Source organism: Fictibacillus sp. EA-CB0309 (genome assembly GCF_055814265.1).
The window spans coordinates 1,435,318-1,448,147 of the sequence record NZ_CP169271.1 but is presented as its reverse complement, the minus strand read 5'-3'; the positions used below and the strand labels follow the sequence as shown (position 1 = coordinate 1,448,147).

The 12,830-nt window shown below is 39.6% G+C and carries 8 protein-coding genes and 4 pseudogenes; 1 reads left to right on the top strand and 11 read right to left on the bottom strand.

Going from position 1 to position 12,830, the window contains the following annotated elements; genetic code table 11:
• Nucleotides 1–8: 8 nt before the first annotated feature.
• The 11 genes and pseudogenes from ACEWFH_RS08035 to zapA form a co-directional block, all read right to left on the bottom strand.
• Nucleotides 9–602: a histidine phosphatase family protein gene (locus tag ACEWFH_RS08035; protein WP_473726805.1), complete on the bottom strand. Its 594-nt coding sequence runs from the start codon at nucleotides 600–602 to the stop codon at nucleotides 9–11.
• 69 nt (nucleotides 603–671) lie between these two features.
• Nucleotides 672–1,643 carry an electron transfer flavoprotein subunit alpha/FixB family protein gene (locus ACEWFH_RS08030; protein ID WP_473726804.1) on the bottom strand — a complete coding sequence of 324 codons (972 nt, stop codon included), beginning with the start codon at nucleotides 1,641–1,643 and terminating at the stop codon, nucleotides 672–674.
• Nucleotides 1,644–1,655: 12 nt separating this feature from the next.
• On the bottom strand, nucleotides 1,656–2,426 hold the full coding sequence (locus tag ACEWFH_RS08025) for an electron transfer flavoprotein subunit beta/FixA family protein (RefSeq protein WP_473726803.1): 771 nt from the start codon (nucleotides 2,424–2,426) through the stop codon (nucleotides 1,656–1,658).
• Between the two features lie 14 nt (nucleotides 2,427–2,440).
• The gene (locus ACEWFH_RS08020; RefSeq protein WP_473726802.1) at nucleotides 2,441–3,214 is read right to left on the bottom strand and encodes an enoyl-CoA hydratase; all 774 of its coding nucleotides are present in this window, start codon (nucleotides 3,212–3,214) and stop codon (nucleotides 2,441–2,443) included.
• A gap of 24 nt (nucleotides 3,215–3,238) precedes the next feature.
• Nucleotides 3,239–3,838 (bottom strand): TetR/AcrR family transcriptional regulator, encoded by a 600-nt coding sequence (locus tag ACEWFH_RS08015; protein ID WP_473726801.1) that lies wholly within the window; start codon nucleotides 3,836–3,838, stop codon nucleotides 3,239–3,241.
• Nucleotides 3,839–4,034: 196 nt separating this feature from the next.
• Nucleotides 4,035–5,725 (bottom strand): annotated as a pseudogene (locus ACEWFH_RS08010) (long-chain-fatty-acid--CoA ligase).
• A gap of 256 nt (nucleotides 5,726–5,981) precedes the next feature.
• Nucleotides 5,982–6,386 (bottom strand): DUF350 domain-containing protein, encoded by a 405-nt coding sequence (locus ACEWFH_RS08005; protein ID WP_289494909.1) that lies wholly within the window; start codon nucleotides 6,384–6,386, stop codon nucleotides 5,982–5,984.
• Nucleotides 6,387–6,472: 86 nt separating this feature from the next.
• Nucleotides 6,473–8,829: pseudogene (locus tag ACEWFH_RS08000) on the bottom strand (endonuclease MutS2).
• A 30-nt stretch (nucleotides 8,830–8,859) separates the two neighbouring features.
• Nucleotides 8,860–10,534 (bottom strand): annotated as a pseudogene (polX, locus tag ACEWFH_RS07995) (DNA polymerase/3'-5' exonuclease PolX).
• A gap of 360 nt (nucleotides 10,535–10,894) precedes the next feature.
• Nucleotides 10,895–11,431 carry a CvpA family protein gene (locus ACEWFH_RS07990; protein ID WP_473726800.1) on the bottom strand — a complete coding sequence of 179 codons (537 nt, stop codon included), beginning with the start codon at nucleotides 11,429–11,431 and terminating at the stop codon, nucleotides 10,895–10,897.
• Between the two features lies 1 nt (nucleotide 11,432).
• Nucleotides 11,433–11,696 carry a cell division protein ZapA gene (gene zapA / locus ACEWFH_RS07985; RefSeq protein ID WP_289494904.1) on the bottom strand — a complete coding sequence of 88 codons (264 nt, stop codon included), beginning with the start codon at nucleotides 11,694–11,696 and terminating at the stop codon, nucleotides 11,433–11,435.
• Nucleotides 11,697–11,852: 156 nt separating this feature from the next.
• On the opposite strand from zapA, the pseudogene rnhC reads away from it, so the two are divergent.
• Nucleotides 11,853–12,796, top strand: a pseudogene (gene rnhC / locus ACEWFH_RS07980) (ribonuclease HIII).
• Nucleotides 12,797–12,830 lie beyond the last annotated feature (34 nt).

Below are 12,830 nucleotides of genomic sequence, written 5' to 3'. Positions count from 1 at the left end.
AACAAACGTTAAATAGTCGCTGTCTCTTCAAGGTGCTTTTGGCAGTTAAACAAATCACATCTCCAACTGTTCTCAGGTGTTAGTTGAAAGACAGAGAACGAGGTGTTGTTCAGTCCATACCATCGGTCAGTCTTGTCTTGAAGAAGATCCTTAAATATTCTTACAAGAAGCGCACCGTGGGTCACAATCAACACTTTTTGATTTTTATGGTTTTCAGTAATTTCTTTTAGCGCCGCTTTCCAGCGAAGATCAGCCTCTTCATTCGTTTCCCTGCCGAGATCAAGATTCATCCAATCCTCTCCCCAGCGTTCAACCCGTTCAGATTCCGTTGTCCCTTCTGTCTCACCAAAGGAAATTTCACGTAGTCTTTCATCGGCCATTACATGTAACCCTGTAACTCCACTCAAAGCCTCAGCTGTCTTATATGCTCTTTTAAGGGGACTAGCATAAATAGCATCCCATTTTTGATCAATAAATCTTTCAGCTAGCCGATCAGCCTGATGTATTCCGTTTTCATTGAGCGGAATATCCTTGCAGCCTTGCGCTCTTCTCTCCGTGTTCCAATCTGTTTCACCATGACGGATAAATGCGATAGTAGTCATTGTACACCCTCCTTTTTACGATTGAAAAAAACGTCCAGCGTACCGGACGTTTTAATCGTTTTTCTACTCCTATACTAACACTTTCTTAAACTCTTCTGTTAACAAAGGTACTACTTCAAACAGATCTCCTACGATTCCATAATCTGCTACGGAGAAGATGCTTGCCTCTGGATCTTTATTGATTGCTACAATTACTTTAGAGTTGGACATACCAGCTAGATGCTGAATTGCTCCTGAGATTCCACAAGCAATATACAAATCTGGAGTAACTACTTTACCTGTTTGGCCAATTTGAAGTGAATAATCACAATAATCAGCGTCACATGCACCACGAGAAGCACCAACAGCTGCTCCAAGCACATCTGCAAGCTCTTGAAGAGGTTTAAATCCATCTTCAGATTTCACACCGCGGCCGCCAGCTACGATAATCTTCGCTTCTGAAAGATCAACACCTGTTGATGCTTTACGAACAACTTCTTTTACAATTGTTCTTAAGTCCTTGATTTCAACAGAAACGGACTTAACATCACCAGATCTAGACTCATCCTTTTCTAAAGGCGTGATGTTGTTTGGACGAATCGTCACGAACACAAGACCATCAGAAATTAATTTTTTCTCAAAAGCTTTTCCTGAATATACCGGACGAGTGAATACCGTGTTTTCTCCAGCTTGTTCAAGTCCAGTAACGTCAGAGATAAGTCCTGATTCTAAACGGGCTGCAAGTCTTGGCGACAAGTCTTTCCCTAGAGACGTATGTCCAAATACGATTGCTTCAGGATTTTCCTCATCAATAATCTGCTTTATTGTTTGAAAGTATCCGTCAGGGGTATAGTTTGCTAGTTTCTCATCTTCAGCCACAAGAACACGGTCAGCACCATAGTGAATCAATTCTGCTGCAAGTGATTGAACAGATTCACCGCATAATACTGCGAAAACTTCTCCACCGCCGGAAATTTCTTTTGCTGCTGCAATTGCCTCAAATGAAACATTACGTAATGCACCGTCACGGGATTCTGCAAGTACTAAAACTTTTTTTGCCATGATGTCTCCTCCTTATATTACCTTCGCTTCGTTTCTTAACAGAGATACAAGCTCTTTTACTTGGTCTGCTGTTTCACCTGATAGGATTTTTCCAGCTTCCTTTTTAGGAGGAAGATAAACTTCTACTGTTTTTGTTTTTGCTTCTACGTCTTCTTCATCAATATCGAGATCATCTAACTCTAACGTTTCAAGCGGCTTTTTCTTCGCTTTCATGATTCCCGGAAGAGAAGGATAACGAGGTTCATTCAATCCTTGTTGCGCCGTTACTAATAATGGAAGAGACGTTTCAATTTTCTCAAGATCTCCTTCAACGTCTCGTTCAATGTTAACGGTTGTTCCATTCACTTCAATTTTTGTAATCGTCGTTACGTGCGGAATATCTAGGAGTTCTGCAAGTCTAGGACCTACTTGACCTGTTCCGTTATCGATTGCAACGTTTCCACCTAGGATAATGTCGTATTCTTTGTCTTTAAAATAAGCAGCTAAAACAGATGAAGTCGTAAATTGATCTTGGCTGTCTAAGTCTTCGTTCGAAATAAGAACTGCTTGATCAGCGCCCATCGCTAATGCTGTACGGAGTTCTTTTTCGGAGTCTTCATCTCCAACCGTTACAACCGTTACGGTACCGCCATGAGCATCCTTTAACGTGATCGCTTCTTCAATTGCATACTCGTCATAAGGGTTAATAATAAATTCTGCGCTGTCTTCAGAAATCTTATTGTTTGAAACAGAAATTTTTTCTTCTGTATCAAAAGTACGTTTTAAAATTACATAAATGTTCATCGTTACCCTCCTAGTTATCGGTCCTGAAATTCAGGCTTTCTTTTTTCAATAAATGCTGCGATTCCTTCTTGTCCGTCGAAGCTTTTAAATGCTTTGCCAAACAGTTCCTGCTCTTTCTCTGCCCCTTTTTCATAAAGGCCGTGTTTTGCATAATTCAATAGCTCTAACGTGTACTTGATGGACACGGCACTCTTTTCTGAAAAGTCTCCTGCCATTTTGTAAGCCTTTTCAAAAAGTTCTTCAGCTGGAAAAGCGTCATTCGCTAAACCATATGTGACAGCTTCTTTTCCTGAGATCGGCTTACTCGAGAGGAGCATCTCACAAGCTTTCGGTACTCCAACAAGTTGAGGAAGCCTTTGCGTTCCAGCGAAACCAGGTATCAGGCCTAAAGTAAGTTCTGGAAGTCCTAGTTTAGCATCTTCCGCCACAAGTCTTACGTGGCAGCTCATCGCAAGTTCCAAACCTCCACCAAGAGCCGCGCCATGAATAGCAGCTATTACCGGTTTTGAAAATTGTTCAATTCGGTTAAAAACATCCTGCCCTTTTTTACCTAACTGAGCAAACCCTTTTTCATCAGGTACTTCTGTAAATTCTTTAATGTCAGCTCCTGCTGAAAAGAATCGGCCTTCTCCAAGAATGACAATGGCTTTTATGGAGCTATCGTTTTCAACCTGATCGAGCGCTCGATCGATCTCTTCTATAACTCCAGTGGACAACGCATTAGCAGGTGCGCGATTAAGTTTAATCGTTGCCACTTTATTTTGTTTTTCGATTTGTAGAAATTCCAATTGTGCAACCCCTCCTTATTCATATCAATCTGAATGAACAGACCTGACTGACAGACCGTTAACAAGCATTTGATGCACTGGCCCTGCAAGAGCAGGAAGATCATATCGATGATCATTCATTACCCAGTTTGTAGCTGTTTCGTCGATCGTTCCGAAAATCATTTGGCGAGCCAACCGGTAATCCATGTTTTTTACAAACACACCTTCATTCATGCCGTCTTTTAAAATAGAGTCGATTAAATTTAAATAACGCTTTAATACTTCTCCGATTTTTGCACGAAGCTGTCTGTTTGTTTGCCGGAGCTCCAACTGTGTAACGATTGATAGTTCATAATCAGCAGTTAGTTGCTTAAAGTGCATTTCAACAAGAATTCTAAGCTTCTCAATTGCTGAATCATTGCTTTTAAGCTCATTTTCTGTCTTTTCGATAAAGGTCCCCATCTTCTCATTAAAAACAGAAACAAGCAGATCTTCTTTATTTTTAAAATATAGATAGATGGTGCCATCAGCGACACCCGCTTCTTTCGCTATCTTTGAAACCTGGGATTGATGATAACCGTTTTCTGCAATCACATTTACGGCAGCATCGATTATTTTTTCGTATTTTGGACCTTTACGTTTCATTGCCATCGCCTCTTTTTGTATAACACAATCACTTTTTGAAAAATGAATGATTGTTCATTCATAATTGTAAAACAAATCTTTCTTTTTCTGTCAATTTCATTATGTCACTTTTTAAATACATTTTACAAGTTTAAGTTAAAACGAACTTTTAAAATGAAGGATAGCCGAATAAAAAAAGCCGCCTATAGGCAGCTTTTTACGTTTGTTGCTTAGCTTTTTCTCGTTCTTCTTCTAAAAGAACTCTTCTTAATATTTTTCCTACCATCGTTTTTGGAAGTTCATTCCTAAACTCATAAAGTCTTGGAACTTTAAAGGATGCAAGATGTTCTCGGCAGAATTTGTTTAATTCTTCTTCTGAACATTCAGCACCTTCTTTTAACACAACAAAGGCTTTTACTGTTTCGCCTCGGTATTCATCTGGAACACCAACAACTACAGCCTCTTGCACTTTCTCGTGTTCATAGAGAACTTCTTCAACTTCACGTGGATAAATGTTAAATCCGCCAGCGATGATCAGATCCTTCTTACGGTCCACGATATAAAAGTATCCATTATCATCCATGTAACCCATATCTCCTGTAATCAGCCAATCTTCCCTGAAAACCGATGCGGTTTCCTCGGGCTGATTCCAATAGCCTTTCATAACTTGAGGTCCTCGAACAGCCAATTCTCCAATCTCGCCAGGTTCTGCCCATTCACCTGTTTCCGCAGAGATAATAGCTGCCTCAGTATTCGGCCATGGTAAGCCAATGCTTCCTCTTACCTGTTTTCCGTATATGAGGTTGGCATGTGTAACAGGTGAAGCTTCAGTAAGTCCATATCCTTCAACAAGCGAGCCAGATATGACAGCCTGAAACTTTTCTTGAACTTCTAGTGGAAGTGCTGCTGAACCACTGATACAGGCTTGTATTGAAGATAGATCATATTTCTTTAGATCTGGATGATTAAGCAATGCAATATACATGGTTGGAGCACCTGGAAAAAGTGTTGGTCGCTCCTTGTGAATCGTTTTAAGAACTTGTGCAGGGTCAAAGCGAGGCAGTATAATCATCTCTGCTTTTGTAATGATGCCCAGATTCATTACACACGTCATGCCGTACACATGGAAAAAAGGCAAAGCACCTAGGATCTTTTCCTTACCGTCTTTGTTTCTGTACATCCATGCATTGCATTGAAGCGCATTTGTCACTAGATTCTTGTGAGTAAGCATTACACCTTTTGCAGGCCCTGTAGTACCTCCGGTGTATTGCAGCAGTGCAAGATCTTCATCCGGTACGATTTCTATTTGAGGCTTAATCGCCTGTGAGCGTTTAAGCAGATCACGAAACGAATGAACTTCGTGATTGTAAGAAATATCGACTACAACTGTTGGATTCTGCCTTTTTTGAACAAAAGGATAAAGTAAATTCTTTGGAAATGGCAGATAATCCTTAACCGATGTCATGACAATGTGCTCAATGTTTGTATCCCCACGAACTGCTGAGATTCTGCCGAACAACAAATCTAATCCAACGATGACTTTCGCACCGCTATCAGAGAGTTGATGGCGCAGTTCTCTTTCCGTGTAGAGCGGATTGGTTTGAACAACAATCGCACCTAAGAAAAGGCTTCCGTAGTACGCAATTACTGCCTGAGGGCAGTTAGGCAGCATGATAGCGACCCGATCTCCTTTTTTCACTCCAAGTGTTGATAGAGCATGTGCGAAACGCAAACTGCTTTCGTGAAGCTCACCAAACGTTAATGTTTTACCTAAAAAATGTACAGCAGTATTGTCTCTTTTTCTTCTGCTGCTAATTCTAAATACGCGAATAAAGGTTTGCTGTCGTAATCAAGATGTCCCGGAATTTCACTTGGGTAACTGTTAAGCCACCGTCTTTCCACTTGCATCTCCTCCTTTAATTCACGCCTTCCTTCAAAATTTCTATATCTTTATTCCTATTATATTGAAAACGGATACAATTTTATATACTTTTTTAAAAATTAAAAATAATCGGTTAAATGAGGAATAAAAAACCCAGGACCAATAATGAGTCCCGGGTTTCGCTTATGCAAAGAAAAATAAGTATATAAGACCTGCGGCGATAAATACTCCACTTAATACAAACAAGACTTTAAATAATGTTTCCATATTTTTTCCCTTCAGCTATTCGATTCCTTCACCGATTACAAACGATAAACCAATTGAAATGACCATTGAAATAAAACCAACCGCTCGATTATCATTCTCAATTTCTTTATCAATCTGAAATTTCGGAGTCAGAAACTCAAAGATAAAATAACCGATCAAAAGCAGCACAAACCCATAGATCCCCCATGTAATCATCATGATCAAGGAATCATTCTGAGCAATAGAGTAGCGGAATATATTGGCGATCCCAAAAATTTTACCGCCTGTAGCCATTGCAACGGAAAAATTGCCGTTTTTGATCTCCACCCAGTTTTTATAACGGGTAACAAGTTCAAATACAGCTAAAAAGACGACAAGACATAGCACAACAACGCTGTAGTTTGCGGCTGTTTTAACAAACGCGTTACTCATAAAATCCATTCAGCAATACCCCTTTGTAAATGGCTTGGTTTTGTGCTGGAGATAAGGCTCATTTCCCCTCGAATGAACCCTAGAGAAATCTCCTCTTACTTTAACACAGCTACGGTTACACCGCCTCCGCCTTCACCAGCGGCACCCATTCGAGTGGATTTAACATTTCGATGAGTCTTCAAAAGATCCTGAACGCCCTTTCTTAATGCACCCGTACCTTTACCATGTATGATATACACTTGGTTAAAGCCTGCCAAAAGTGCTTCATCCAAATAACGGTCCACTTCGAGCATCGCATCTTCGTACCGTTTCCTCTAAGATCCAGCTCAGGACGAGAAGAATCTGAGTTTCCTGTTACTTTTACGAATGAGCGCGGTTCAGGTTTCGGTTTACTTTGTTTTACCCATTCCAAATCTTTCTCTGAAACATTCATTTTTAAGATGCCAATCTGAACTTGGTATTCGGTGCTGCTTACCTTGTCAACAATATGTCCTTTTTGCCCAACGCTGAGTACTCTTACTTCATCTCCAGGAACATATTCTTTCTTGGTTGATACAGCTTTTGGCTTCTTGCTTTTGGCTTTCGATTGAGGAACGGCTTCTTCCAATCTCTTTTTCGCTTCAATCAGTTTATGTTCTTTAATTTGTCCGCCAGTTTTTTGGAGTTCGCGAATTTCATGAATAATTTCCTCGGCCGTCTCACGCGCTTTTACAACAGCTTGCTCAGCTTCTTGCTTCGCTTTTTCATACAATCGTTCTTTTTCATTTTGGAAAAGCTCGAGCTCACGTGCTAAGTCTGCTTTGATGGACTCAGCTTCTTTTCTTCTCTGTTCCGCTTCTTCCATTTCTTTTTCTGCTTGTTTGCGATTATCTTCAAGAGACTTAATCATATTATCAATCTTGTTTTCATCTTCACTAATCTGCGAACGAGCTGAATCAATAATATCTTGGCGGAGTCCTAATCTTTTCGAGATTTCAAATGCGTTGCTTCGCCCTGGTACTCCGACCAATAACCTGTATGTCGGTCTAAGCGTTTGCACATCAAATTCAACGGATGCATTCATTACTCCAGGACGATTATAAGCATATGCTTTTAGTTCACTGTAATGTGTAGTTGCTACAACCCGTGCTCCTCTAGCAAAAACAAAGTCCAGGATAGAAATGGCAAGTGCTGCCCCTTCCTGTGGATCTGTCCCTGCACCTAATTCATCAAAAAGTACAAGTGATTCAAAATCAATCTTGTTTAAAATATCTACAATATTCACCATATGTGAAGAAAACGTACTCAATGATTGTTCAATAGATTGCTCATCACCTATATCAGCATAAATACTCTTAAACACTGCCATTTCAGATTCTTCCTGAGCAGGAATCTGAAGTCCGCATTGTGCCATCAATGTAAGGAGACCTATTGTTTTGAGTGTAACTGTTTTACCACCAGTATTAGGACCTGTAATGACAAGTGATTGATATTCCCCGCCTAACATAACGCTTGTCGGAACAACGGTTTCTTGATCAAGAAGAGGATGTCTTCCGCTGTTTAAGGAAATAAATCCTTTATCATTCATAATTGGACGGGTACATTTTAACTCATGAGCAAATCTGGCTTTCGCTAATATGAAATCCATTTCAGCTAGTATGTCTACGTTTACTAAAATATCGTCTGCATTCTCAGCAACCTGTGAAGTGAGCTCTCTTAAAATCTTTTCAATCTCACGTGCTTCTTTCGCTTTAGCTTCTTTCACCTGATTGTTAACCGTTACAACAGATTGTGGTTCAATGAACAAAGTCGCTCCACTAGCAGATTGATCATGCACCATTCCGCCAAAATTCCCTCTGTACTCTTGTTTAACTGGGATAACAAATCGATCATTACGAATAGTGATGATCGAGTCTGATAACATCTTTTGATAGCTCGATGACCTTACGATTGATTCAAGCTTTTCTCTTACTCTTGCTTCAAACGTACGAAGCTGCTGACGAATCGCGCGCAGTTCCGGACTGGCACTATCCATCATGTGTCCATTGTCATCGATACAATTTTTTATTGATTGTTCTAGTTCATGAAGAGGGACGATTTGATCTGCCGCATAACTTAGAATACGCAGTTCAATTCCATCCTCGGTTAATCCCTCGATAAATCTTTTAAACCGTCTTCCCCCATAAAGAGTTGAAGCGATATCCATTAGGTCTTCTTCGTTTAAAAGACTACCTATTTTAGAACGCTTTACGTTTGAAGAAATATCAAAGATTCCGCCAAATGGAACTTGTCCTTTTAATCTCAGGACTTTCACACCTTCATCTGTTGCTTCTTGTGCTTCGTTCACTTCTTCAAGTGTTGTGAAAGGCATAAGGGAATCAATTTTATTCAGTCCAAGTGAACAGCTTGCATGCTTTTTTAGCCGATCTATCACTTTTCTCAATTCTAAAACACGCAGCATTTTTTCTTGCATATTCTTTCCTCCTGATTCGAGGATATAGAGCTATCTTTTACGGTTTAGATAGGTTTCAAATTCTTTTAAAGTCATCGTGTTGATCACGCTGCTTTTTCTAATTAAACCTTTTCGTGCAACCGCTGCTCCAATCTCCATATGTTTCATCGTATCTTTAAAATGTGCATCTGTATTTATTGATATCTTTACATCGAGCTCTTGTGCTTTTTGTAACCATTCAGGTGCAAGATCTAGCCGATTAGGATTCGCATTTAACTCAATAGCTGTACCGGTTTCAGAGGCAAGCTTCAGTAGCAACTCTATGTCCACGTCATACCCATCTCTGCGGCCGATTAAGCGTCCTGTTGGATGAGCGATAAGGTCTACTTTCTTATGCTCTAGAGCTGTTTTAAACCGTTTCATGATTTTGCTTTGGTCTTGTGAAAAAGCAGAATGAATACTTGCTATAACAAAATCCATTTCATCTAATAATTCATCATCATAATCCAAAGTGCCATCGGGAAGTATATCCATTTCAATTCCCGCAAAAATTTTAAAATCCGAGTATTTTTCATTCAATTTTTTAATCTCTTGACGCTGCATCCTAACTCTCTCAGGAGTAAGACCATTCGCTACACGCAAATATTGAGAATGATCTGTAATCGCCATGAACTCATAGCCTCTGCTTCTAGCTTCTTCAGCCATTTCCTCAATAGAGAAGGCTCCATCACTCCAGGTTGAGTGAAGATGCAGATCGCCCTTAATATCCGACAATTGAATAAGATCATGACTTTCTTTAAAAAGCTCTATTTCATCTCCAGTTTCTCTAGCTTCAGGTGGTATCCAATTCAAATCGAAATGGGAATAAAATTCTTCTTCGCTCTCAAACGTTTGAACTTCACCTGTCTCTGTATTTTCAACACCATACTCACTGATTTTTTCCCTCTAGCCTTCGCGAGCTGTCTCATTTTCACATTATGTTCCATCGAACCTGTAAAATGATGCAGAGTCGTAGCAAATTGCTGCGGTTCAACGATTCGAAAATCAACGGATACTGCCATCTTTTCATCTAATACAACAGAAACTTTTGTATCACCGCTTGCAATAACATCTATGACGCCCTCTAAATTTAAAAGCTGTTCCTTCACTTTATCTGGATTTTTACTAGAGATAATAAAGTCCAGATCCTTTATCGTTTCACGGTAACGTCTAAGGCTACCCGCCCTAGAGAACCTTTCAATGTGCCTCATTTTTTCCAGCTGCAATTCTATCTTTTCGGCGATAGGCAGCATATAGGCAATCGGCAATCTTTCAGGGCGTTTACCTAGATCCTTTAAAGAAGATAGGATCTTTTCTTCTGTTTTTGCACCAAAGCCTGCCAGTTCTCTTACTTTACCATTTTCACATGCTTCTTTTAGAGATTCAATATTCGTTATACCTAACTCTGAATAAAGTTTAGCAATCTTTTTCCGCCTAGATTAGGAACTTGTAATAAAGTAATCAATTCAGACGGTACTCTTTCCTGAAGTTCAACTAAAAGGTCCGACTTCCCTTTTTCTATCATTTCGAAAATAACCGTAGCTGTCCCTTTACCGATTCCTTTCAGTTTCGATACATCACCAATCTCATCCATCGTTCGCTCATCACTTTCAAGAGCGTTCGCTGCTTTACGATAAGCGGAAACTTTAAAAGAATTCTCACCTAAGATTTCAAGGTACAAAGCAATCTGTTCAAGTACGCGTACTACCTCTTTTTATTAACCATAATGAGCTCACCTCTATTATTAATTGTATGGCTGGAAAAACAATGGCTTTTTTTGTTTGTTGTTTTTTTAAATGGTTCTATTCTAAAGAATTCTTGCATTCGAATTCTTTCCTCTTCATTTGCAAGTTGATTGTAGCGTAAGGTTGCCGACTCCTGCGGGACAGGCGGGCAGGTGAGACACTTATACGGAAACGTACGAATGTGGCTCACCGCCTCCCCCGCGGAAAGCGAGCAACCTGGAGCGGAAATCAACCACTTTCAAGAACAACAGAGTTTAAACGTAAACAGCAAAGACAAAAAAACTTCTCCGCTTTGGGAGAAGTTATGCCATATGTTTCATCCACATTTCCTTCACTGACTCAGAAAATACGGGGGTGTTTTTGACCATTCCCTGTGCGATCCATGAATTTTCGTAATGAGCTTGAAAGGCTTCAATCGGTACTAACGTTGCGATATACAACAAAATAAACACGATCAAGTATACTTCCACAAACCCTAATAAGCCGCCAAGCCATCTATTAAACGTATGCAGGATTGGCAGATTGGCAAGAAAATCTAGCATTGAACCAAGAATCTGCAAAATAATCTTAGTCGCAAAGAACAGAAAAGCAAAAGCTATGGCATTATAGTAAGCCTGTTCAAGCGATATACTGTTCAACAGGAATGATACGGAACTTTCATTTGACGAAGGGTACGGAATCCATAACTCCAGCTTTGGAGCTAAATCATCATAATACAAGTAAGCAACAATGTAAGCGGCTATAAACCCGATCAAGTGTACCAGCTGCATAATGAAACCGCGTTTTAATCCAATTAAAAAACCGCCTATTAATACGATAAATAAAATTAAATCCAGCATGCTATCTTTCCTCTTTTCCAATTCGCTGTTGCAATTTTTTCAGCTCTTCTTTAATCTTTAAATATTCACTCATTGTATTTACTGCTGTTAGTACAGCAAGTTGTTTCGTATCGAGAAACCGATTATGAGATTGAATTTCTCTCATTTTCAAATCTACTTTATCAGCTACTAAATGAATGTGGCTGGAAGTTTCGGTCCCTGCAATTACATAACGTTGTCCATATATCTCGACCGTAGTACGGTTTTTATTTTTGTCTTCCGCCACAAAATAACCTCCTTATTGTAAAAAGGATCATTCATTTAATGAATACTCTAATCTTTATCTTATCAAATATCGTACATAGTTGAAAATATTTCTGTTCTATTGTAGCGCTTTTTTGATATATTTGGAAATCTCTTCATTCATAGGAGGAAAATAGGCATGGCACATATTGTAAAAAAAATGACGAACTCGGAAATACTCGAAATGAAAAAAGAACTTTCACAAGTCCTTTCACCTAAAACGCCACCTGGTGCCGTTTTTCAGCTAAACTTTCAGATTGTACTGTAACGGCCTATCATTCAGGGAAAGTGCTGTTTCAAGGAAAAGGCGCTGAAGAAGCGTCTCAAAAATTTTCAGGTCAAGTCGCACCATCTAAGGATAAAAGCAAAGTCGTTAAACCACCACATCACTATGCTCCGCCACAAAATGCTGCAGAGTTATCAATGATCGGAAGCGATGAAGTTGGCACAGGTGATTATTTTGGCCCAATGACTGTTGCTGCAGCGTATGTATCACGGGATCAGCTAGATCTAGTAAGGGAACTTGGCGTTAAAGATTCGAAGCACTTAAACGATAAACAGATCATTCAAATCGCTAAAGAACTTATTCACACCGTCCCTTACTCTCTTCTTGTTTTAAATAATGAAAAATACAATGAGCTGCAGCAAAAAGGAATGAGTCAAGGGAAAATCAAGGCAATTCTTCATAACCGCGCTCTTCAAAATGTAAAAGCTAAAATTGAAGGGAAAGAGATAGAAGGTATATTAGTGGATCAGTTTTGCGAACCTGGTGTTTATTTTAACTACTTAACGAAAGAGAAAAACCTTTTAAAAGAAGGGCTCTATTTTGCGACAAAAGGTGAGTCTATTCACCTTGCTGTGGCAGCTGCCTCTATTTTGGCAAGATATAGCTTCTTAAAAGAGATGGATAAACTAGGCGCACGTTTCAATACGGTAATCCCAAAGGGAGCAGGGCCTCATGTCGATGTTAAAGCGGCAGAGCTCGTTGAGAAGTTTGGACAGTCTGTTTTTGATACTGCAACCAAGAAGCATTTTGCAAACACCCAAAAAGCACTAAATCTGTTGAGTAAAAAGAGGAAGTAACGCTCCTGTAGGAATACATTTTCCTTTATAAAAA